The organism is Paenibacillus sp. sgz302190 (assembly GCF_059820445.1).
Window position 1 is genome coordinate 79313 of the sequence record NZ_JBZYAO010000017.1, and the last position, 23020, is coordinate 102332.

Here is a 23020-nt window from a genome sequence, read left to right on the forward strand (position 1 = left end):
CGGCATCTCCAGTGTAACAAAGCGGTTCTCAACATTTTTACAACATTCCCTAAAAAACGACAAAAAACGGCCATCGGATAAACACCCGATAACCGTTTCCTATCGAATACAAGCACGCTTCCGCGCTAATTCTCCTCCAGCAGTATCCGCTCTTTCATGGCTTGCGCTTGACGGGCGCCGGCCCTATCGCCGATTCGTTCATGCACATCCGCCAGCAGATCGTAATATTCCTCCCGTCCCGGCTCCAGCTCAATCAGCTTGCGCAGCAGCATGACCCTGGACTCATTTCCGGCTTCGCCCAGGGAGGCAAGAAGGCCGACTATGAAGGCGGAGCGCAGCTCGAGCCGGTAGGCGTCCGCCCAGTGATAATGATCGGTCTCCAGATAGTCGCCTCCGTACAGCGCCACTGCCTTCTGCCCGCCTTCCCCGCGAAGGCCCGACTCCAGTCCTTTCAGCAGCTCTTCCAGGTCGCTAAGCATGACCGCCGGGTCGAGCCAGTACCGCTCGTCGCGGTACCGGACGATCTCCCCGTAGCCCTCCGACTTGAACATGCTCCGCAAGTAATAGAGCGACGTATGCAGCAGCTTCTGCCCCCGCTCCGCTTGATCGTTCGGCCATAAATGCTCCAGTATGGCATACTTGTAGACCGGCTGTCCCCGATGATGCCAGAGAAAAGCGAACAGCTCCTTGGTCTTGCGGGTGCGCCAGGTCAACAGACGGCCGTCCGAGGTATACAGCTCCATGCTTCCCAGCACCTTCAGCGACAACGCCGGCTTCTCTGCATCGGGCCCCTCCGGCGCGCCCTTTCTATCCGGTCCAGCCTGTTCGCCGCCTTGGCCCCGCTTTTTGGCTTGCAATTTCTCGTAGCGCGCTAGCGTTTTGAGCAGCTTATCCTTGGCGACCGGCTTGAGCAGATATCCGATCGCTTCCGTATCGTACGCATCTACCGCATACTGGTGGTAGGCCGTCACGTAGATCACTTCGGCGTCAGGACAACGGGCGAGCAGCGCCTCGGCGGCCTCCAATCCGTTCATTCCCGGCATCTCGATGTCCAGGAAAATGAGATCCGGGCGCAATGCCTCGCATTGGCGAAGCGCTTCGGCGATCAGTTGGAATTTGCCGACGACCGCCATGCTGCCGATCTCATTCAGCTTGATCTCCAGTACATCAAGCGCGATTTCTTCATCGTCAATCAGAATGGCTCTCCACATGATGCTCCTCCGTCAAAAAGATCGTAATTCGGGTACCGGTACCCGGGCTGCTGACAATCTCCAGCTTCCGCCCGTATCTCATTTGCAGCCGGCGGTTGACATTGCCGATCCCGATGCCGCCGGTATGTCCTTCCTCCAACTGCGCCAGCTTGTCCGCGTCCATCCCGACGCCGTCATCCTCAACGACAATCTCCACGCCGTCCGCGCTCTTGCAGACGATGATGTCCACCGTTCCTCCCTCGGGCTTCGGCCCGATGCCGTGGCGGACGGCATTTTCTACGATGGGCTGGAGGGTCAGCGGCGGCAGAAGGCTGCGCGCACTTTCGTCAATCGTATACCGGACCCGGAGCCGCTGGCCGAAGCGAAGCTGCTCAATCGCCAGGTAGGCGCGGACCAGCTCCAATTCCCGTTCCAGCGGGACCGCCTCGCCCTGGAAGATGAACGTGAACTTGGCGCGAAGATAGGTGGTCAGATGCTCAATCGTCTCACGCAGCTTGTCCACATCCTTATAGCTCAGCCCGACCAGTGCGTTCAGGCTGTTGTATAGGAAGTGCGGCGTAATCTGGGTCTGCAAAAAATCCATCTCCCGTCGCACGGCCTGCTCCGAGGAGCTTTTCATCGCCAGCAGCGACTGGACGCGGGCCTTGAGCTCCGCAATCTCGAACGGCTTCTGCAAAATATCGTTGGCCCCGGCTGCAAAGGCGGCGAGAATATCCCCCGTCTGCCCGGACGCGGTCAACATGAGCACCGGGAGCTCGGCCAGCCCGTGCAGCGTCCGAGTATCCCGGCAGATGTCCAGGCCGGACACGCCGGGCATCATCAGGTCCAGCAGCACCAGATCCGGCTTGCTGCTCCGAAGCGCTTCGAGCGCCTCCTCCCCGCTCCCCACCGCCGTATATGTATGCTTCATGGAGGCGATCGCGTCCATCGCCACCTTCAGGTTGGAGGGCTCGTCGTCGACGATCAGTATGTGAAAAGCCTCCCCGCCGCCGTCACCGCCCACCCCGACTGCGGAGCGCAGCATCGGATTCTCCCCGAATTCCGCGTATTCGGCATATTCGGTGTAATCCGCATATTCCGCGGACGCAGCCGCCTCGTTCTCCACGCCTCCGGCAACCGCAAGCGTGAACGTGAACCGCGAGCCTCGTCCCACCTCGGATTCCACCCGCATGACGCCGCCCTGCAATTCGACAAGCTGCTTCGAGATGCTCAGCCCGAGCCCGATGCCGTCACGCGAGCGAGCGCCTTCCTCGTCGTATTGGAAGAAAGGATGAAATAGATCGCCCATGATCTCCGGCGGTATCCCCCTGCCGGTGTCACTGATCGTGACGAACAACCTCTCTCCCTGTCTCTGAGCCGATATGGACACTGTTCCATGGTCGGTGTACTTCAATCCGTTTTCCAATAAATTATGCAAAATTTGCCGCAGCCGGTTCTCATCGGCCAGAACAAGGGGCAGCCCCGGCGGCAGCTCGTTAGCGAACCGAACTCCGCTTTTGACCGGTGCGATCGACAGCGTCTCCATCACGAAGGCGGTTGAGATGTACAGGTCCACCGGCTTCGGCTGCACCCGCAGCTCGCCGTAGCGAATCCGGTTCATATCGAGAATGTCGTTCACGAGCCCGGCTAGCCGCCGTCCGATTAGATTCAGCAGCCGGATATTGTCGCGATGCCCGGACGCAAGCGGAGCGTCGGTGTTGTCGAGCAGTGATTGCGACAGATTGACGATGCCGTGCAGCGGCGTCCGAAGCTCATGCGATGTTTTGGCCAGGAATTCGTCCTTCTGCCGGTCGTAGATCAGTAATTGCTCGGCCAGCCGCTCGATCCGCAAGTAAGCCGTACGTATCCGGTCGGTCATGAGGAACGATTGCGACAATACCACCAACAGCAGCGTTACAATCATATAGTACGGGCTGTCCAGCGCCAGCTGATAGCGAGTCTGGGCAAACACCCAGCTGAAAATGAGGAAAAATGCCCCGAGCAGAATATAATAGATCCTTACACCATGATGGAGATTGCGGAAAATAAACGTAAAAATGAAACCGAAGGCCAGCATCTGCATCAGGATACCGGGCAATAGGATCGGTACCAGATACTCGTTAGGAATCACGACCAGAACAGCCATAAACACATAACAAACACGCAGAAACCCCTTCAGCCATCTGCCGGGCTTATCGTCCAGATAGAGACGCACGTAATGAATAAAGAACAGAATCGACAGCGACGGCAGGATGAAGAGCAGCTTCTGCAGCAGCGGAAAGGAGATCGTCGGCAGCAGCGAGGCCACGACAATCTCGTCATCGATACCAAAGAACAGACCCAGGGACAGACAAAACAGACTGAAAAAGATCAGGTACGGTTCCCTGCTCCATTGTCTGAACATGCCTGCGAAATAAATACCGAAAACCAGAAGCGTTGTGATGAGAATCATGTCGGCCATGCGGGCGTTGTCCCGCCGGTTCTGCACCGTATCCGTCAACCCGAACTCCGGCGCTTGCACGAGCCCGCCTTGCAGATAACGATAGCTCGCCACCTGAATGATAATCTCGATCGTATGGCTCTCGGCCTTAACCGTCCCGAAAAACGGCAGGTTGCTTGGAACAAAACGGTCAACTGCCAAAGCGGGACGCCCGGAGCCCCCAAGATCGTCGCCCGCCATATAGATGCGGCTGGACATGCGGATTTTCTTCGCTCTCAGGCTGTAAAAATCGGAATCGCTTACTTCCACCCGAAGCCGATATGTACCCGCGCCGAAGCCGCTGGCCGATACGCTGCCCTTCCAGTCGCCGGGGACGCTCAACAGCCTCCGCTGACCTTGCAGCTCCTCTTCATGACCGGCAAAGTCGCCGGGCGTCAGTAGCCGGTCCTTGTAAAATTCCCATTCCCCCCGAAGCGGAATAATTCCCTGCACCGCAAAATCCCAATCTCTGGCGTCCAGCACGCCCGCCCGTGCCTCAGGGTAATCCGCATCGGGATGGAGCCATTCATAGATAGTGAGAGAGGTGGTTACGGCAAAGACAACGATCATGCCGATCAGCACGAACAATTGTTTTCTCATGGGGACGTGTTCCTTCCTGTTAAAAGAGAAGATTCGAAAACACCATCCACCTTTTCTCACTGGGTGGATGGTGTTTCCCATTACTTAGAGTCTTGTAAGGATATAGACTCACGAAGACGTTTGATATCACTTAATGGGGGCAGACCGAACATTCGAGCATATTCGCGGCTGAACTGGGAAGGACTTTCATAGCCCACTTGGAATCCGGCATTCGCAGCTTCCGGAATATCTGAAAGCAATAAACGGCGAGCCTCCTGCAATCTTACTTGTTTTTGATATTGCAAGGGGCTCATTGCAGTAACTTCTTTGAAATGAGAGTGCAATGAAGATGCACTCATGCTTGCAGCCGCAGCTAGCTCATCAATACGCAAAGGCTTAGCGAAATCGCGGTTAATAAGATTAATCACTTTTGCGATCCGTTGGGCATTACTGCCGGCCACGGCGAACTGTAAGACGGAAGCTCCCTGTTCATCCCGTAAAATCCGATAAAGAATTTCACGGATTATTAGAGGAGCAAGAGCAGGAATATCCTGAGGTGTATATAAAAGACGGACTAACCTCAATACAGCATCGAGAAGAGACGGACTAGTTTTACTTACCATCAGGCCGCGCCTCGAACCTTCCTTATGATTCCATTCTGAATTGAACTCCTTGATCATATCAACTATCTGATCCGTACTAAAATCCAGTTGAAGACTAAGGTAAGGATGCTGTGGAGTGGCTTGGATGATTTGTCCGGTAATCGGCAAATGTACGGAGGCAACCAGGTAGGACGCTGGATTATATCGATAACTCTCTTGTCCTAGCATAATCAATTTCGATCCTTGTGCAACAATACACAATGATGGATTATAGATCGAATAGACCGGTTGAGATTCTCCATTAGAGCGAATGAACTTCAATGAAGAAATGGCTGTAGAATGCGTTCCTTCACTATAACGATCAATAATCAAAGCCAATTCTTCCTGCTGTCTAATGATCTCGTCATCCAATGCCATTTTTATCGTCACAGTCTCCTTCCTTTGCTCCGTTTTCGCTTCATTTTATTATGATTTGGAGTATTATGCAATAACTCAACAGGAATCGGCTACCGGATAACATCTCATTTGTTACATACTGAAATTACCGAAAAGCTTACTTGCGCTGCAGGATATTGAAAGGATGCGTTCGCAAGTAACCATAATAAATCAAAGGAGGAAATCAAAATGGAGAAAAAAAACATTGTAGAACAACAATCCTATGTCGGTATGTGGGTTACCCGGGACGGTATTTTCTACCACGGAGGCATGATTTTTTATCGGGAAAAATAAACGTTCATATCGAGAGAGGAACTAAACAAACATGTCAAGCACTTTAAAAATTTACACATTAGCGATTCTTAGTTTTTTAGTCGGAACATCGGAGTATATCATAGCGGGTATACTGGATAAAATTGCAGAGTCAATGGGTGTCTCGGTGGTGACAGCGGGTCAACTGATTACCGTATTTTCGCTCGCTTACGCTTTTGGTGCACCGTTCGTGATGGCTTTGACTGTCCGTATGGAGCGACGAAAACTTCTGCTTTACGCTCTATTCTTATTTGTAATAGGAAATGGAATCGCCTATGTATTGCAGGGATATGAACTACTTATTATATCGCGGATCGTTATGGGTGTAAGCGCAGGGGTCACGGTTGTTTCCGCACTAACGATAGCGTCCAAGGTTGCCCTGCCAGGCAAGCAAGGAAGTGCTCTTGCAGCCGTGCTTATGGGCTTTACGGCTTCCTTGATTTTCGGTGTTCCGATTGGAAGAGTTATTGCCTCCGCATACGATTGGAAGGCCGTTTTCGGGGGAATCGCATTGGTTGGGCTACTGGCGATCATCATTATTTCGCTTACGATTCCGCGAATAGATGGGGAGGAACCTGTACCCTTGCGTAATCAACTCGCACTACTGAAGCAAACGAAGATGGTTATTGCTTTATCCGTTACTTTCTTCTGGATTGTTGGCTATTCCATTTTCTACTCCTACATTTCACCATTACTTATTACGGTAACCGGGATGAGCGATAGTACCTTAAGCACTGCGTTATTCGTTATTGGCATCGCCAGCTTGATCGGATCTAGGTTCGGGGGATTCGCCACGGACAAATGGGGAATTCACAGCGCCCTATTCGGAGGATTATCGATTAATGGCATAGCTCTAATTATGATCGAATTAACGATCCATTCTCCGGCTATTTTGATCCCGATGTTAATCCTTTGGTCGTTCGCGGTATGGGCTCTGGGTCCTCCGCAACAATTACACTTAATTACGCTCGCTCCTGAATCTGCGGGAATTATGCTTAGCTTAAACAATTCGGTACTTCAGCTCGCCATGGCTGCCGGTGCTGGAATCGGGGGCATTGCCGTAGAGCAAGTATCACTGTCGTCCGTCACCTGGGTTGCGGCTGCAGGAATTGCGTTTGCTATTTGGGCAGTCATCTTATCCCGCAGAAATTCCCGATCCAAAAATCCGTCCGGATGACCGGACATCAATCGATTTAACACAGGAGGTTTTTATAAGTGAAGTATCCAAAAGTTTGGTTCGTTACAGGATCATCTAAAGGTTTAGGGCTTGCACTAACACAAAAACTCTTGGCAGAAGGATATCGGGTTGCTGCAACGTCAAGAAGCCTCGATGCGCTAATAACAGCCGTAGGTACCAAAGAAACAGATTATTTTCTGCCTTTGCAGGTTGACCTTGCCCATGAGCAGGATGTTCGAACCGCCATTACATCTGTAATTAGCAAATTTGGCAATGTTGACGTTGTCGTTAATAACGCAGGCTATGGGCTGCAAGGAACGTTCGAGTCGCTGACCGACCAAGAGATACGCGCCCATTTCGACATTAACGTATTTAGCATTATGAACGTATTGCGTCATGTTATTCCGCATCTTCGGAATGCAGGCTCAGGTCACATCTTTAATATTTCCTCCATTGGCGGGTTTAGAGGTGGTTATTCCGGTTGGGGCAGCTACTCTGCCACCAAATTCGCAGTATCCGGTCTTACAGAGGCTTTGGCTGCTGAGGTGAAACCGTTCGGAATATCGGCCACCGTTATTTATCCCGGTGCTTTCCGTACCAACTTCCTAACCAAAGAATCATTGGCAATCTCACCAAATCCAATCCTTGCGTATATGGAAGCTCAGGCTTCAATTGATCGCTATCTTGAATCGTCAGGTAAACAGCAGGGGGATCCCGCAAAGGCCGCTGACGTCTTGATACAAATTGCCTCAACTTCCACTCCTCCGCTGCATCTGTTTTTAGGGCCTGATGCTTATGCAGCGGCGAATGAAAAGATAAAGAGAGTGATTCATGACTTGGAAAATAACAAGGATGTAACTCTTTCTACCTCATTTGAAGAATGATACATTGAGGAGTGCTTCCAGATTCATTCCAGAATGGCCACTCCCCCGCGCCGAAGTCCCAGCATGCGCCTACGGCCGGCTTCAGGCATGTTGCCACTCCTATTATAGCGAAAGTAATTAATCGACAAACCTGCCGACTTGCTTGGTTAAACAATTGGCGCACGCAGTGTTATCCAGCCTATAATTGCAACGAAGCTGCCGAGATATAGCCTGACTCAAAGTGCGCGAAAGGACTCATAAACATCCACTTGATGTCGGGGTTTCCCTCCTGAGGCTTCAGATCTTGACGCTAAACATACTTTGCGGGTAATTTCTTGTCGCGAAAAAAACGACAAGAGACTCCCTTGGAACGTCGAAAGCCTCTATAGATCAAAGTTCCTTTGTTGATAGTTTCTTGTCGTTAGACTATGCGGGTGACAAACGAATACATCCATCGGACAATGGATAACCGGGATCATCGGCATGGTGTGAAAAACCTGCAAATGACCAACATTGCCAGTCGTTCGCAGACAACCAGCGCGCGGTGTTGCACCGTATGACGGCGGTCGGTCGACTCTACATGCGGCCCTTGTCGGTTGAGCATGTAAAATCTGCAAAGGTCAGGGAACGGAACTCGCGCGCAGAACCGGATGTCCTGGCTGCCTTGCTGTTTGGCTGCGCGGAGAAAGCCTGCGAAAGTCGGGCTGCCCGGAAACCCCTGCGTTAGTGGCGACAGCCACAATCTGCCTTGCTGCACGAAGAAAACCTGCAAAAATACATGAATTTGCGGCCTGGGTCGCTGTCCAAGAGGAATTCCTGCAAAAGTGCAGGCTTTTCGCCGGATATATGGACACAGATTCACTTTCAGCGGAAATTCCTGCAGTTTTGCAGGTTTTTCGCCAAAACAAGCCAATTTCGGAGAAAAAGCCTGCACTTTCGCAGGTTTTCTCCCTACCAAGCCGCTTCCTACCCGGTTGTGCAGTTCCACGACCTACGCCAGGAAGCGCGCCAGGTTCCCCTAATCTAACGAAGTGCCGCGATTTTCTCGGGCGACTTGACTTTCGCAGGCTTTCATCAGATCAGCCTGCCAAGCCGCAGCACGACACTCGCCGTGCAGCACTGCAACCCGCGCCTGGAGAGGCGCATCAGGAAAGAGCCATTTCACAACGCCTCTGACAATTCGGTCTTCATCGGGTCCGGGCTGAAGACGAAAATGAACAGCGGCAATGCCGGTTATAGGTCACGTATTCCTCTCACCTCGAATCCTACTTGTTGTCAAGCAGATAGTCATTGGACTGGTTGTCAGCCACCCATAATGAAGCCGGAATCGGCGAACAGAGAAATCGTGTTGTCGGAGACCTTCGTTCCGGGTCTTTGGATGAACGGGCGATGGCGAGCCGGCTGCACTTTGCTGCGCGATCTCACGTGTGACCGTTTAAAGCGGAAACGCCTTCTTGTCAAAAACAAAAAACACCGGGAAGTCCCGGTGCCGCAACGTTAATTTTGGTGGAGCCTAGGGGGGCTCGAACCAGGCTCGAACCCCTGACCTCATCGCTGACAGGGATGAGGTCTCCCGGTTGAGCTAAGTCCCCGTGCCGGGCAAGAGGAAGCCGCCCCAGCTAGAGGAAATCGCCGCAGGACTCTCGGATTACGAAGCTCGTGTCGAACATTTTGGTGACCGGACCTGTCGTTTTATGATGCATCAAGTTAATCAGCATCCTGACGCACTCGCCGGCCATTTCTTCAACGGGCAGATGGATCGTCGACAGCGCCGGAATCGTAAAAGGCGTCACATCGTCGTTGTCGTAGCCGATGATCTCGATCTCGTTCGGCACGCTTTTGCCGAACGCGTGCAAAGCGGCCAAAGCGCCCACGGCCATCTGGTCGCTGATGACAAACAGCGCGGACGGCTGCACGCCGCCGCCGGACAGCAGCCGCCCGGCCGCCTCGTATCCGCCGCGCTCGGAGAAATCGGCGAACGCGATATGTTCCGCCGCCACCTCCAAACCAAGCTCGGCCGCCTTCGCAAGAAAGCCGTTCATGCGCAGCCTGATCGCTCCGGACGAGACGCTCGGCACGATGGCTCCGACCCGCCGGTGTCCGCGGCCGGCAAACAACCGGGCGACTTCCTGTCCGCTCCTGAAGCTGTCCACATGCACCGTCGAATATTTGTCCGAACTTCTCTGATACAACACAATCGGGACGCCCAACTGCGCTTCCTCCAGAAACGCCTCGTCCTCCTCCGTCGGAATCGCGATGATCGCCCCGTTAAACCGCGTGCCCGTAATCAGACTCCGGGCCTCTTTCAATTTGGAGCCCACGTAGGGCTGTATGAGCATTTCGTACTCGTCTTCAACTTCCAGAAGCGCTTCCTGGAGTCCCTTCAAAAACCGGCTGATCAGCGCGGTCCGGGTATCCAGCGCCCAAAACAAGGCGATGATCGGCAGCACGATTTCTCCGCCGCTGCGCAAACGCCGGGCGGAAATGTTCGGCCGGTAGTTAAGCTGTCTGGCAGCTTCGAAAATTTTTTGCTGCGTCGCCGGCGATATGCGATACTGCTCGCCTTTGCCGTTCAGCACGATGGAGGCGGTGCCTTGGGACACATGTGCCAACTGGGCGATTTCTTTAATTGTGGCCATCCAAATTGCCTCCGACATGTACATAGTCTTGTCGCGCACAGCGTTCTGACGCTGTGCTAATACGTTTCATTCATCTTACTCGGCAAGGTTGGCCGATGTCAACCGCCCTGCGGGAGGCACGCAAAGACGCCCGCCCCGCCCCGGCACGCCCCCTGTCTAGCTGAGCCAATAAGCCAGCACGGACAGGAGCACCGAGGCGATCGTCATCGCCGCCGCAGGGCGCAGCACTCTCGCCCCCAGTTCGCGCAAGTTGACGTTTAATCCGAGCCCTGTCATCGCCATCGTCAGCATAAAAGCCGTCACGCCGGATATCCCGTTCATCGCCGATGGTGCGGCGGGAATATAAGGCGTCAGCACATAGCTGCCGAACAGGCTCATTGCCAGGAAGCCGAGGAGAAACCAGGGAAACGCGATTGGCGCGCCGGCGCTGGAATTTCCTTTGCGCTTCATCCCATACATCAGGATAAAACATAACGGCACCAGCAGACATACGCGCCCCAGCTTAGCAAGCAGCGCAAAGGTCAGAGCGTCCTGCCCGGCAGGCGCCGCCGCCAGCGCCACATGGGCGATCTCGTGAAGACTGATGCCCGACCATACGCCGTACTCAACCGGCGACAATGGCAAATACGGCCTCAGGACGGTGTAGACGACGGCAAAGACGGTGCCGATCAGCGCGACGATGCCGACTGCCAGAGCCGTATCCTCGTCTTTGGCTTTGACGATCGGCGAAACCGCGGCAATGGCTGCGGCGCCGCAAACGCCGGTTCCGATGCCGAGCAGCAGCGAAAGCGGCAGATCGGCTTTGAGCCATTTGGCGAGCAGCATCGTTGCCGCAATGGCCAGGACGATCGTTCCCGCATCGCGGACAAGCAGCCCTAATCCTTGGTTAAAAACATCATGGATGTTCAATTTTAATCCATAGAGCACGATGGCGCCCTGCAGCACTTTTTTGGACGAGAACTGAATCCCCGAACGAAACATCTCCGGATATCCCCATACTTGCCGAAACAAAACCGCAATCAAAATCGCGCATCCGAGCTGGCCCAAATGCAAAAGTCCCGGAAGCCGCGATAATTCAAGACCGGCCCATGCAATGACGAAAGTAAACATAATGCCGCCCAGCCACTGCCGGACGGACGCAGGCTTCACTTCTTTTATCCGCTTGATGGCGACTCTTTCTTCGGATGCTCCTGCCATATGCTTCACCTCCATTGGTTTTACATGTTCAGATTAAACCTTTTATGTACATAAGAAAAATAAATCATTATAATATTGATCATAAGTAAATATATATAATAAGATCGCGATGAATGGGCGGTTGATACAGTTGGATCAACATTTGGTCGTCTTTGTTAGGGTATGCGAGCTGGAAAGCTTTTCGAGGGCTGCAGAAGAACTGCATATGACCCAGCCGGCGGTCAGTCAATATATCCAAACGCTTGAGCGCTCGGTAGGCGTCAGGCTTCTTGATCGGAGCAATAAATTCGTGCGGATGAATAAAGCCGGGCAAATCGTCTATCATCATGCCAAAGAAATTTTGGGCTTGTATTCGCGCATGCAGCGCCTGGTCGACGATTTGTCGAATACGGCAAGCGGGAATTTGACCGTCGGCGCGAGCTATACGTTCGGCGAATACGTGCTGCCGCGTATTATCGCCTCTTTGCAGCGGCAATATCCGCGCATTGTGCCGGCCGTTACGATCGGGAATACGAAGCAAATATGCGAGCTGGTGGAAAACCGGCAGTTGGACGTGGGCATCGTCGAAGGGGATTTTAATTCGAACAAGCTTTTTTCCGAGTCGTTTGCGGAGGATTCGATGTACATTTTCGCTTCCGCCGATCATCCGTTTGCGGAGCTGCAAGAGGTGCGGAAGTCTCAACTGCAGGGAGAAACCTGGATCGTTCGCGAGGTCGGATCGGGGACGAGGGAAGCCGCAGACAAAATGTTCGCCGCTTTTCAATTTGCGCCTGAGCGCCTGCTGGAATTTGGCAGCACGCAGCTTATTAAAGAATCGGTGGAAGCGGGTCTCGGGATCACCCTGCTTTCCCGCTGGGCTACGCAAAAGGAGCTTTCCCTCGGCACCCTGCGCATTCTCACAACAGCCGGCACCCCGTTTACCCGCCGGTTCTCCATCATTACGCAATCGGCGGAATTCCAGACCAAAGCCATTGAAGTGTTTTGGGAGCTGGTGCGCAGCTCGGGCCGGCAAACGGACAGTTGAGCAAAAAGAAAAAGCCATGCCTTAAAAGGCATGGCACAGGCTGTTGAAAAACCTCCATGTTAGAGGAGATAGCCATAATCTGTCTGGCTTCACGAAGAAAACCTGCAAAAATACATGAATTTGCGTCCTTGATCGCTGTCCACGAACAATTCCTGCAAAAGTGCAGGCTTTTCACCGAACACATAGACCTATGCTCACTTTCAGCGAAAATGGCTGCACTTTTGCAGGTTTTTCGCCAAAACAAGCCAATTCAAGAGGGAAAACCTGCACTTTCGCAGGTTTTTTCCCTGGCAAACTGCTTCCTGCCCAGTTGTGCAGTTCCACGACCCACACCGGGTGAGGCGAGCGTCCGGAAAAAGCGGCTGTCCTCCAAATTAGCCACGCTCGTTCCCCTAGCCCTCACAGCGTGTCGCGATTTGCTCGGGCAGCCCTCCCCGCCTTAAAGGGGCATGGGCTTATGCGAATCAGCCTTTTACCGAGCCGAGCATGACGCCTTTGGCAAAATGCTTCTGCAAAAACGGATAAACGAGCAAAATCGGGATCGTCGCAAAGACGATAACGGCCATACGGATCGTTTGCGGCTGGATCTCGGTTTCTTCGAACCCGGTGTCGCCGATCCGGCTTTGCGCCAAAATGACGATTTCGCGCAGCAGCACCTGCACGGGCCATTTGTGGCTGTCGTTGATGTACATGATCGCGCTAAAAAACTGATTCCAGTGCGCCACCGCATAAAACATCCCGAACGTAGCGATAGCCGGCATGGACAAAGGAAGCACAATGCGGAACAATACGCCGACATCCGTACAGCCGTCGATCCTTGCGGAATCTTCGAGCCCGTCGGGGATTTGTTGGAAAAAGTTTTTCAGCACGATCAGGTTGAACGCGCTGATCGCATTCGGGATCATAAGCGACCACAGCGAATTCGTCAATCCGAGCCAGCTGACGATGAAATAGGTCGGAATCAGCCCGCCGCTAAACAGCATCGTGAACAATACGGCCATCAGAATCGTCTGCCGGCCGCGCAGCGTTTGCCGCGCCAGCGGATAGGCCATCAGACACGTCAGCAGCAAGTTGATCGCGGTGCCGAGCACGGTGATGTAGATCGAGACCAGCAAGCTGCGCAGCAGCGTATTCGTCGAGAAAATATATTTGTACGCCGATAAGGAAAATTCCTTCGGAAAAAGAATGAACCCTCCTTTGGCCGCCTCTTGAGGACTCGTAAACGAGACGGCTAAAATATAAACGAACGGCAGCACGGTGGCCAGCGCTATGGCCGCCAACACGACATAGTTCATGCAATCGAAAATTTTGTTGCCCCACGTATTGTCAACCCGAATGTGCGTCTGATTCATGCCAAACTCCCTCCCGACTTGTATTCCGTTCTAGTACACGCCTTCCTGGCCGAATCTTTTGGCCAGCCAGTTGGACCCGAGCACCAAAACGAGGCCTACCAACGATTTGAACAACCCGACGGCTGCGCTGTAGCTGTATTGCGATTGCGTCAATCCTTTTACGTACACGTACGTATCGAACACCTCGCCGACTTCGCGGTTTGTAGGAGTCAGCATCAGGAAAATGTGCTCGAACCCGGAATCGAGAAACGTTCCCATGCGCAATATGAGCAAAATGACAATCGTGCTGCGGATCGCGGGCAGCGTTATGTGCCACAACTGTCTCCAGCGGTTCGCCCCGTCGATGCGGGATGCTTCATACAATTGCACGTCCACTCCGGCTAATGCGGCCAAAAAAATAATCGTCCCCCAGCCCACCTCTTTCCAGATCGATTGCGTCACAATGACGGTTCTGAACCATTCGGGCTCCAGCAAAAATGCGATCTTGTGTCCGGTAAAGGCCAACAGCATTTCATTGACGACCCCGCCCTCCGTCGTAAGCAAAATGTAGAAGATCCCGACCACGACCACCCAGGATACAAAGTGGGGGATATACACCATCGTCTGCACGAAACGCTTGAATTTTTCCACCCTGACTTCATTCAGCATCAGCGCAAGCACGATCGGCAGCGGGAAAAAGAAAACGATATTGTACACGGCCAGCAGCAGTGTATTGCGGAACAAATCCCAAAATTGCGGTTCGGTAAAAAAGCGCTCGAAATGCTTCAACCCGACCCACTGGCTGTTCGCGACGCCGATAATGGGCTTGTAATCCTGAAAAGCGATCACGACGCCGTACATCGGAACATATTTGAAAATGAGAAAATACAGCACCCCGGGCAGCAGCATTGCGTACATCCACTTGTCTCTGAGCAATTCCCTCATCAAGGGGCTGCGCTGCGACGCCTTGCTTTTGTTACGCACGGCGCTGCTGTGGGCATGAGTTGGCGAGTCCATAGATCCTCCTCCTAGTCTGGTTGAAAATAAGAGCAGCTGCGCACATCGCGCGCTGCTCCTTGCATGGCGGTCATTTGCTTGACGCCGCAAACGATTCTTCGTACTCCTTGATCACTTTATCGCCGCCGGACTTCCGCCATTTGTCCACCTCGGCCTGCCAGCCGGCGTCGTCGATTTTGCCCATGATATACTTCGTCTCCGCATCGCGGATGATCTGGTCGAGCTCGTTGCCGCGCTCGCTGTACGTCGCCGAGTTTAAAGTAAGCGCCGGATTCGGCACCGCGTACTTGATGTTCTCTCTGGCCATTTTCGTCGCTTTCTCCGCGACCGGAATGTCTTTGAGATCGGCCACATTGTAGCCTTCGATATTGAGCAGGCCGTCGCGGTACGGCTTGACCTCGCGCTGGAACAAGTTAAAATCTTTGTACTCCGTCCGGTTTCCGTCAACTTTGACGTAATGCTTGCCCTCGATGCCTCTCATCTGCAGCGTGGACATCGGCTCGTCCAGCAGCTTGTCGAGGAAGGTCAGCACCTTTTTCAAATCCGCTTCCGTTTTTACCGCCGATTTGGGGATGGCCAGGAAGCCGAAATTCCCCGGCTCTCCCGCAATGCGCGGGTTGTCGGTGCCGCCGAACGGGGCGATGTCCCACACCGCCGCTGGCAGCGTCTTGCTCATCGCGGACTGATAGCCCTGCACGTTTTGCGCGGAGACGTTCAACCGGATGCCCACGCGTCCGTCATACATCGTTTTATCGAGCTCGGTTACATCGTACACGGCAAAATCCGGGTTGATCAGCTTTTCCTCGTACAGCTTTCTGAACAGCTTCAGCACGTCCATGTACGGCTTGGTCACGAATTCCGGCGTAAATTTGCCCTTGTCTTCGCCCCAGCGGTTGACGCCGCCGATGCTGACGGCCAGCCTCGTAATAACGGGCTGCGTTCCGGCATTGTAATTTTTAAACAGCATCGTGCCGTATGTGTCGTTTTTGCCGTTTTTGTCCGGATCGTCCTTTGCGAACGCTTTCATAACGTTGTACCAATCATCCAGCGTGACCGGAAACTTGAGGCCCATACTGTCGAACCAGTCTTTGCGGTATACGACCGCCGCCCGGCCGATATCCCGGTAGTTAGGGATGCCGTACACTTTGCCGTCAACTTTGATATTGTCGTAATAGCGCTTGTCCTGGGCGGCCAAATTTTTGTAGTCCTTCAAATACGGCCCGACTTCCCAGAACGCCCCGTTGCGCGCCGCGCCCAAAATGCTCGGCACATAGTTCACCTTGAGAATTTGGGGAAGATCGCCGGAAGCGATCATCACGTTTACTTTATCGTCAAAAGCGGCCTGCGGAATCCACTGAATCGACAGCTTGGTATTCGTATAGCTTTCGACAGCCTGCTCCACTTCGTTGCCTTTGGCCGGAATGTCCCCGACCTGGCGCAGCGCTATGGAAATCGGGTAAGGCTTGCCGTCCGCCGACTCGGCGGACGGCTTGGCCGTTCCGGCGGAAGCTCCCTCTTTCCCCCCATTCGTGCAGCCGGCCACAAGTCCGATTGTCAGCAAGCCGGAACATGCCATTGTGAGCCATCGTTTGCCTCTCATGTTCATTTCCCCTTTTTATATAAAATGTAAAAGGCAGCGCTTACTTTTTTGTCTGGGCGGTCCGGTCCTGCAATTGATGGACGGAAACCTCGCCCCAGCTCAAATCTTCGACCTTGTAGGCGGCGATTTTATCCCAATCCAGCTCCATGCCCAGCCCCGGCAGTTCCCGCCCCGGCACGAGCAAATAGCCGTTCTCGTATTTTACCGGATGCTTGACGATATCTCCGACGTACAGTTCGGGGCCGGTTGGGTCGGACGTATAGTTCAGATTGACCAGCGAGCTGCCCAGGTGAGCCATGGCCGCCGTGCCGATCGAAAGCTCCTGCGTCGTTCCCATCAGGCAGCCCTTGCCCGCCACTTCGGCTGCGGCGGCCGCTTTCCTTGCGGCTGTTATGCCTCCGATAAAGATCGGCGAAATGTTGAAAATATCGACGCTGTCATGGCGGATCATCTCGTATTGATGACGGAAGCTCCACACATGCTCGCTGACCGGATAATCCGATTTGAAGCGAAAATGATGTAAGCCTTCGAAATCATTTTGCATGGCAGGGCTTTCAACCATCTGAAAATCGTACTTCGACAACCGCTTGACCGCTTGCAGCGACGCTCTCCAGTCCAGCAGATGGCTGAAATCGAGCGATTTGATCGTCACGCTGGAGCCGAATTCGCGCTTGACCCCGTCGAGGAACGCTTCGTCGGCATCGAGGTTTTTGCCTACGTACAGCCTGAACGTGTCGAACCCTTGCTGCAGCCGCTTTCGCACAACGCCTAGATTCACTTCCACTTCTTCCATAAAGCGGTGCCGGAATATCGGGAAGCACACCTTGATCCTATCCTTGATCGAACCGCCGATAAAGTCGGCCACCGAAACGTTGAGCGCTTTGCCGCAAAGATCGTAAAGCGCAGCGTCGATGCCGTTGCGGATAAAATTGCCCTTTTCGTAGTAAAAATTGGCTTCTGGGAAGTTGCTTTTTAGTTCCATGTTGATCAATGAAATGTCAAACGGATTTTTGCCGAGCAGGATGCTCTTGAGCACTGTAGTCAAATCTTTCAAATCAATCGAATAATGCGGCAGGTGGGAAAAGTCGGACATTTCGCCGATGCCTGTCAGCCCTTCGTCCGTCATAAGCTCTACGATGACATGTTTGCTTACAAAGCCCGTGTCCCGGGGCACCCCTACTACCGTCAGCCGAATATCGGATAGCTTCATTCTGGTTTCGCTCCTGTCCTATCAAAATCGTGCCGGGTTCCCTCGCACAAAGCGAGCAGCGCCAGCCCTTGGGTAAATGGCGTTATTTCATAAGGAATGCTGTTGTATGCCAGCGCGTCGGCCTTGACCGGCGTTCCGGAAGAGCCCCCGGCAACGTTGCCGGCTTCGTCCACCTGCCGGACAACGGCGGCAAGCGCCCGTACGGCCGAATCCATATGCTTGCGGTCGATGAAGCCAAGGCGGATGCCTTTCAGCAATCCGTAAGCGATCCCCGCCGTCGCCGACGTTTCCAAATACGTCGCTTCGTTATTCAAGACGGTCCGCCATAATCCGGATTCGTCCTGAAGCTGGATCAGTCTTTCAACCTGAGCGTTCAACCATTCCAGAATCGCATTCTTTTGCGGAAATTCGTCGGCAAGCAGTTCCAAAATCTCGACAATGCCGGCCGTCATCCAGGCGTTGCCCCGTCCCCAATGAACGCCGATCCATTTGCGCTGCGCGTCGTTCCAGCCGTGGTAAAACAGCTTCTCCTGCGGGTCGAACAACAGCCGGCAGTGAATATGAAGCTGTTCGGCCGCTTCCTGCAAATACCGTTCGTCCTGCAAGGCGGTTCCCCGCTGCGCCATATACAGCAGACTCATGAACAGCGTATCGGCCCACACCTGATCCGACCAGTCATTGTCGAGCACGGTGTGCTCCAGCGCCCCCGAGGCCGTTCGCGGACCGCTCTCCAGCAAATAGCCGTCGAATGTGCGAAACAGCTTGGCATATTTGCCGTCGGCGTTGCGATCGGGCAGCCGCAGCAGCATCAGCAGCAGCGAATTCGAATTGACGCATATTTTTTCGATATGCGAATCGATCCGTTCATCGATCCACGCCTTCATTCCGGCCTCGAACCGGCGATCCTCCCATACGTCCTCAGCCCGGCCTACGCCGTAAAAGGCCACGCCGATGCTCCAGTCCCATCTCCGCCAGCGAATGCCTCCCGGCTGCTCCGAATATGTATGGCTCAATTCCAGCGTCCGCTCGGCGGTCAGCCGGATCAGCTTGAGCAAGCCGGTTTTATTCAGGTTAGTCGTCAACGAAAACTCCTCCTGCCGCGTAAGTATACGTCCATTAATGCGCTTTCAATTTGTTTAAGCATGTTTTTGCAGCCCCCAAGCTTGGATCATAGCCGCAACCTCCGCCATCTCCCTGCTCGTCAAAACGCTGATCGGCGGACGAACCGAATTCGTCGCGATGCGTCCGAGCTGGTGCATCGCTTCCTTTACGACGCTGACGTTGTTGCCGTTCCGGTTCGCCTCGCGCAGCTGCTCGAACGGTAAAATATCTTTCCAAACTTCCATCGCCTGCTTGTAGTCGCGCCTTTTCAAAGCTTCGAGCATCGCGAACGAGCGCTCCGTATCGACATTCACCATGCCGGAGGTGAAACCTTCCGCGCCCGCAGCGTAAAACGTAGGCGCCCACATCTCGGCCGTTCCGCAAATCCAGACGATATCCTCTTTAATCTCCTGCACCGCCCGGCTGAACGATGGAGGATGATTGATCGCGTACTTCACCGCGATCACATTCGGAATCGCCGCCGCCTCCGCGATCGTTTCGTGCGTAATCTGCTCGCTGCGGATGTACAGCACCATCGGCAGCGAGGTTGAAGCGGCGATCTGTTTGTAATAATCGACGACGCCCTGGGACAGCAGGTAAGGGTGCACCGGCTGATGGACCATAATTCCGTCGGCTCCCGCTTTCTCGGCGTGTACGGCCAGCTCGCAGGCCGTTCTTGCGTCATAGCCGACGCCGGCTATGACCGCGCACCGCCGGTCGACGGTTTCCGTCACAAACCGGGTCACCTGCTTCGCTTCCTGCAAAGTCAAAGCGTAAAATTCCCCGGTGTTGCCGCACGGATAAACCGCTTCGATACGGCGCTCCAGCAAAAAATCGATATTCGCTTTCAAGGAGACCCAGTCGATTTCCAGATGCTCGTCAAACGGGGTTACGTTGATCGCATTAATGCCTTTCAGCTTGCTTTTTAAAAGTTCGAACATCGAGATCATAGCCTCCTTTCAACATATTTAGGCGTTCGGGTTTGTGCTTTCCTTGACAAATACGATTGTCCGGCGAATGTGCGAGATCATCGCTTTCTCCGCACCGTCGGCGTCCCTGGCGATAATATTGCGGTAAATTTCGTAATGTTCCTGAAAACCGCGCTCTAGCTCGTCTTTATGAGACAAAGCCTTTTTGCGGAAAGAACGGTCGAACGAGCGGATCGCTTCGATCTGCTGAAAAATATAGTTGTTTTTGGCGCACATGCGGATCAGCTTGTGAAAATGCTCGTTCAGCACAATGAGCTGTCCGGCGTCCTTCGCTTCCGTATAGGCTCGCATCTTGTCGATCACGGCCGTCAATTGCGCGATTTCCTCGTCCGCTATTTTCAGAGCGGCCAGCCGTGCCGCCACTCCTTCCAAAGCGGAGCGGGCCCAGTTGATTTCCTCCACGGAGTTCATAATGTCCCCGGAGACGAAAGTTCCCCGCCGCGCGCTCGTCGTTACAAGCCCTTCCTGCTCCAGCCGGCGCAGCGCTTCCTTGAGCGGCGTCGTGCTGATGCCGAACTGCTTCGCCAGCTCCCTTTCCTTCAGATGATGGCCGGGCTTGTACTGCTCCGACAAAATCGCGTCCTTCAACCGCTCGTATATGACATCGCGAATGGACCGCGTTTGCGAAGCGATATCATCGTTATGTTCCTGCACATCCATACCGGGTCCCCCTTTTTTGCCGTCCTTCGTCCTATCGACGCTATGCCTTGATAAAAACCGTTTTGATCGCCGTAAAAAATTCAATCGCCGCCTGGCCCTGTTCGCGGGAATGCGAGCTGGACTGCTTCATGCCGCCGAACGGCGCCTGCAGCTCGACCCCTGCGCTTTCCGCATTGATGCGGATGAGCCCGGCATCCATGTCCTGGATAAAGGACATCATATGTTGAATATTTTGCGTAAAAATCGATGCGCTCAGCCCGAACTCCACATCGTTGGCGATATGAAGTGCCTCTTCCATAGAGTCGACCTCAATCAGCGCCAGCACCGGCCCGAATATTTCTTCTTGGGCTATCGTCATCCGGGAGTTTACTTCCCCGAATATCGTCGGCTCGATATAATAGCCGTCTTCCAAACCATTCGGCTGCCCGCCGCCATACAGCAATACGGCGCCCTCTTCAACGCCTTTGCGGATGTAAGAGGCGACGGTATTGTATTGATTCTCGCTGGCGCAAGGGCCCATCCACGTTTGGGGGTGCATCCCGTCGCCGATTTGCAGCTGTTTCACGCGGGAAATCAGCTTGGACGCGAACGCTCCGAACACCTCTGTATGTACGATGACCCGGCTCGTCGCCGTACATTTTTGCCCGGTGGAGCGGAAGCCGCCGCTGACCGTCGCCTCCACGGCCTGATCCAGATCCGCGTCGGCCGCGATAATGATCGGATTTTTGCCGCCCATCTCCAGCTGATACTTCGCTCCGCGGGCGATGGCGCCGATGGCGACTTTTTTGCCGACCTGATTCGATCCGGTAAAAGTAATCGCGTTAATATCCCGATGATCGATAATGCCCTGTCCGATCACCGATCCTTGACCGGTTACCAGATTGACCGTGCCCGCCGGAAAACCGGCTGCATGAAAACATTCCGCCAGCTTGACCGCTGTAAGCGCCGCCTCGGTTGCAGGCTTGATGACGACGGTATTCCCGTAGACGAGCGCAGGGGCCATTTTCCAAACGGGAATCGCAATCGGAAAATTCCACGGCGTGATGACGCCGATAACTCCGAGCGGCACGCGCGTCGTAAACATCAGCGCCCCGCTGTCGGTGGAAGGAATTACATCGCCGACCTTGCGCATGCCTTCCCCGGCGTAATAGCGCAAAATCGCGACGCCTCTCGCCGTCTCCCCCTTCGCCTCCGCCAGCGTCTTGCCCATCTCCCGCGTCATTGTCTCGGCGATTTCATCCAGCCGCCGCTCCAGAACGGCCGCCGCTTTATATAAAAATTCGCCTCTCGCGGGCGCGGACAGCTTGCGCCATGACGGCTGCGCCTGCTTCGCCGCCTGCACGGCGGCATCCAGATCGTCCGCGTTCGAGCTTTGCACATAGCCGACAATCCGGCCCTTCGCGGACGGATCAAAGCTGGGCTCAACTTCGCCCGTCAAAGAAGGTACCCACTGGCCTCCGGCATAATTCAAGGCTGTGTAAACGGATTCAGCACTCAAAAGAATTCAGCCCTCCTTGAAAACATCATATTTGATATCTGATATATCAGATATTATCGTAAAATTCCGCCCCCGTCTACCCCTTTCCGCAAAAAAATCTGTGGTATCTGCAAAACTCATGCAATCGGCATATCCGACACCGCGGGCCGAAACTGCGGCGCAGCTGCCAGTGCGCGGTGTTGCACTGCATGATGGCGGTAAATCGACCAAGGACGCTCCTGTGTCATCTGCAATTTCGGCCCCCTCCCCGTGAACAGCCAGGCCACAAACCCCGGACCAACAAAATTTCGAGGCGACGCTATGTGCTTGTATTGCACCCACTAATGAAAACAAATTCTGCAACAAAACTTTCAACGACATGTCAGGTACTTCGATGGCAGCCACATATAAACCCAATCTCCGGGCCAAATATTTTGAACGCTCCCCAAATTCATCGAACGGCTAAATATTCACATTTCAACCGCGTTTTACTGGAGATACATGATTATTAGCTTCGCTAAGATGAAGAATTTTGACGCATGAAATCGTTCCAAGAAGAACTCATGCATCCGAGTCGATTTATCAAATCCAGCATGTCAATTCGTTCCACACTCGCTTGAAGCAATAGGGTTCTGACCGCCGCCATGCGTCGGCGGCACAACGCGCGCCCGGGATTCGCGCACGTTGGGGATGAATAGGTTCGAGGGTATTGCCGACCAAATACATCGATAACTACATGTTTTGATTCCGTTCCGTTTTTTGGAGTTGCGTAAGAAACCGGAGCTTGCTGACAGGCGGAAGAAGGTGTTACGGATACTTGTAAGGGGTGAATTTTAAAACTGTATAAGAATTCCGGACGGCTGTTTAAAAACGCAAGGTATCTGAAGGCCGTAAAACTTGGAACAAAATTCTTAAATAGTCCGTTAGTATCTCTAAAGGGAGGCGAGCAATGATGCGGATATTTTCCAATTCAAAGGAATCGTTTACAGTAACGCTAACAACATAGAATGGGTGCAAAAAGCAGAACTTACAATTGGAAAAAGTATCGGGACCATTACGAAACAGTATAAAGATGGTCTTCCTTTCAATGATGAAATGGCGACCCAACTTCCTGTTGGAACCGAGATTTACGAACCAA

Annotated in this window: 17 protein-coding genes; 3 read left to right on the plus strand and 14 right to left on the minus strand. The window is 53.6% G+C overall.

The window, feature by feature from the left end; all coding sequences use genetic code 11:
* Positions 1-125: 125 nt before the first annotated feature.
* From AC6RNO_RS19610 to AC6RNO_RS19620, 3 genes are all read right to left on the minus strand, one after another.
* Positions 126-1211, minus strand: a complete 1086-nt coding sequence (locus AC6RNO_RS19610) for a response regulator (protein ID WP_497106460.1) — start codon at positions 1209-1211, stop codon at positions 126-128.
* Entirely contained in the window at positions 1189-4269 is a 3081-nt protein-coding gene (locus tag AC6RNO_RS19615) for an ATP-binding protein (RefSeq protein ID WP_497106461.1), read from the minus strand. The genes AC6RNO_RS19610 and AC6RNO_RS19615 overlap by 23 nt, the downstream gene beginning before the upstream one ends.
* An 80-nt stretch (positions 4270-4349) precedes the next feature.
* Complete coding sequence (locus tag AC6RNO_RS19620) at positions 4350-5267, minus strand: AraC family transcriptional regulator N-terminal domain-containing protein (protein ID WP_497106499.1); 918 nt, start codon at positions 5265-5267, stop codon at positions 4350-4352.
* Between the two features lie 343 nt (positions 5268-5610).
* Between AC6RNO_RS19620 and AC6RNO_RS19625 the strand changes: the two genes are divergently transcribed.
* Together AC6RNO_RS19625 and AC6RNO_RS19630 are read left to right on the plus strand one after the other, a co-directional pair.
* Positions 5611-6774 carry an MFS transporter gene (locus AC6RNO_RS19625; RefSeq protein WP_497106462.1) on the plus strand — a complete coding sequence of 388 codons (1164 nt, stop codon included), beginning with the start codon at positions 5611-5613 and terminating at the stop codon, positions 6772-6774.
* 38 nt (positions 6775-6812) lie between these two features.
* The gene (locus tag AC6RNO_RS19630; protein WP_497106463.1) at positions 6813-7658 is read left to right on the plus strand and encodes an SDR family NAD(P)-dependent oxidoreductase; all 846 of its coding nucleotides are present in this window, start codon (positions 6813-6815) and stop codon (positions 7656-7658) included.
* 454 nt (positions 7659-8112) lie between these two features.
* On the opposite strand, the gene AC6RNO_RS19635 is transcribed toward AC6RNO_RS19630, so the two are convergent.
* The 3 genes from AC6RNO_RS19635 to AC6RNO_RS19645 form a co-directional block, all read right to left on the minus strand.
* Positions 8113-8625 (minus strand): hypothetical protein, encoded by a 513-nt coding sequence (locus AC6RNO_RS19635; protein WP_497106464.1) that lies wholly within the window; start codon positions 8623-8625, stop codon positions 8113-8115.
* A 631-nt stretch (positions 8626-9256) separates the two neighbouring features.
* The gene (locus tag AC6RNO_RS19640; protein WP_497106465.1) at positions 9257-10276 is read right to left on the minus strand and encodes a substrate-binding domain-containing protein; all 1020 of its coding nucleotides are present in this window, start codon (positions 10274-10276) and stop codon (positions 9257-9259) included.
* Between the two features lie 156 nt (positions 10277-10432).
* Positions 10433-11473 (minus strand): putative sulfate exporter family transporter, encoded by a 1041-nt coding sequence (locus tag AC6RNO_RS19645; RefSeq protein ID WP_497106466.1) that lies wholly within the window; start codon positions 11471-11473, stop codon positions 10433-10435.
* Positions 11474-11603: 130 nt separating this feature from the next.
* Between AC6RNO_RS19645 and AC6RNO_RS19650 the strand changes: the two genes are divergently transcribed.
* A complete protein-coding gene (locus tag AC6RNO_RS19650; protein ID WP_497106467.1) occupies positions 11604-12497 on the plus strand; it encodes a LysR substrate-binding domain-containing protein in 894 nt (297 codons plus the stop codon).
* A 464-nt stretch (positions 12498-12961) separates the two neighbouring features.
* Here the strand turns inward: AC6RNO_RS19650 and AC6RNO_RS19655 are convergent, their stop codons facing one another.
* The 8 genes from AC6RNO_RS19655 to gucD form a co-directional block, all read right to left on the minus strand.
* Positions 12962-13849, minus strand: coding sequence for an ABC transporter permease subunit (locus AC6RNO_RS19655; protein ID WP_497106468.1), 888 nt, complete (start codon positions 13847-13849; stop codon positions 12962-12964).
* A 30-nt stretch (positions 13850-13879) separates the two neighbouring features.
* A complete protein-coding gene (locus AC6RNO_RS19660) occupies positions 13880-14773 on the minus strand; it encodes an ABC transporter permease subunit (RefSeq protein WP_497106500.1) in 894 nt (297 codons plus the stop codon).
* A 142-nt stretch (positions 14774-14915) separates the two neighbouring features.
* On the minus strand, positions 14916-16445 hold the full coding sequence (locus AC6RNO_RS19665) for an extracellular solute-binding protein (protein ID WP_497106469.1): 1530 nt from the start codon (positions 16443-16445) through the stop codon (positions 14916-14918).
* Positions 16446-16485: 40 nt separating this feature from the next.
* Positions 16486-17655 (minus strand): mandelate racemase/muconate lactonizing enzyme family protein, encoded by a 1170-nt coding sequence (locus AC6RNO_RS19670; RefSeq protein WP_488436256.1) that lies wholly within the window; start codon positions 17653-17655, stop codon positions 16486-16488.
* Entirely contained in the window at positions 17652-18737 is a 1086-nt protein-coding gene (locus tag AC6RNO_RS19675) for a glycoside hydrolase family 88 protein (RefSeq protein ID WP_497106470.1), read from the minus strand. Before AC6RNO_RS19675 ends, AC6RNO_RS19670 begins: the two co-directional genes overlap by 4 nt.
* 54 nt (positions 18738-18791) lie before the next feature.
* Entirely contained in the window at positions 18792-19697 is a 906-nt protein-coding gene (locus tag AC6RNO_RS19680; protein WP_474681943.1) for a dihydrodipicolinate synthase family protein, read from the minus strand.
* A 27-nt stretch (positions 19698-19724) separates the two neighbouring features.
* Positions 19725-20405, minus strand: coding sequence for a GntR family transcriptional regulator (locus AC6RNO_RS19685; RefSeq protein ID WP_474681944.1), 681 nt, complete (start codon positions 20403-20405; stop codon positions 19725-19727).
* 40 nt (positions 20406-20445) lie between these two features.
* Positions 20446-21903: an alpha-ketoglutaric semialdehyde dehydrogenase GucD gene (gene gucD, locus AC6RNO_RS19690; protein WP_497106471.1), complete on the minus strand. Its 1458-nt coding sequence runs from the start codon at positions 21901-21903 to the stop codon at positions 20446-20448.
* Between the last annotated feature and the right edge of the window lie 1117 nt (positions 21904-23020).

What these genes read in the sequence shown, in the direction of transcription:
- AC6RNO_RS19680 (WP_474681943.1), bottom strand. Translation starts at nt 19,697, where the DNA reads ATGTTCGAACTTTTAAAAAGCAAGCTGAAAGGCATTAATGCGATCAAC.
- AC6RNO_RS19620 (WP_497106499.1), bottom strand. Translation starts at nt 5,267, where the DNA reads ATGGCATTGGATGACGAGATCATTAGACAGCAGGAAGAATTGGCTTTG.
- AC6RNO_RS19670 (WP_488436256.1), bottom strand. Translation starts at nt 17,655, where the DNA reads ATGAAGCTATCCGATATTCGGCTGACGGTAGTAGGGGTGCCCCGGGAC.
- AC6RNO_RS19655 (WP_497106468.1), bottom strand. Translation starts at nt 13,849, where the DNA reads ATGAATCAGACGCACATTCGGGTTGACAATACGTGGGGCAACAAAATT.
- AC6RNO_RS19625 (WP_497106462.1), top strand. Translation starts at nt 5,611, where the DNA reads ATGTCAAGCACTTTAAAAATTTACACATTAGCGATTCTTAGTTTTTTA.
- AC6RNO_RS19640 (WP_497106465.1), bottom strand. Translation starts at nt 10,276, where the DNA reads ATGGCCACAATTAAAGAAATCGCCCAGTTGGCACATGTGTCCCAAGGC.
- AC6RNO_RS19665 (WP_497106469.1), bottom strand. Translation starts at nt 16,445, where the DNA reads ATGAGAGGCAAACGATGGCTCACAATGGCATGTTCCGGCTTGCTGACA.
- AC6RNO_RS19610 (WP_497106460.1), bottom strand. Translation starts at nt 1,211, where the DNA reads ATGTGGAGAGCCATTCTGATTGACGATGAAGAAATCGCGCTTGATGTA.
- AC6RNO_RS19660 (WP_497106500.1), bottom strand. Translation starts at nt 14,773, where the DNA reads ATGAGGGAATTGCTCAGAGACAAGTGGATGTACGCAATGCTGCTGCCC.
- AC6RNO_RS19615 (WP_497106461.1), bottom strand. Translation starts at nt 4,269, where the DNA reads ATGAGAAAACAATTGTTCGTGCTGATCGGCATGATCGTTGTCTTTGCC.
- AC6RNO_RS19645 (WP_497106466.1), bottom strand. Translation starts at nt 11,473, where the DNA reads ATGGCAGGAGCATCCGAAGAAAGAGTCGCCATCAAGCGGATAAAAGAA.
- AC6RNO_RS19685 (WP_474681944.1), bottom strand. Translation starts at nt 20,405, where the DNA reads ATGGATGTGCAGGAACATAACGATGATATCGCTTCGCAAACGCGGTCC.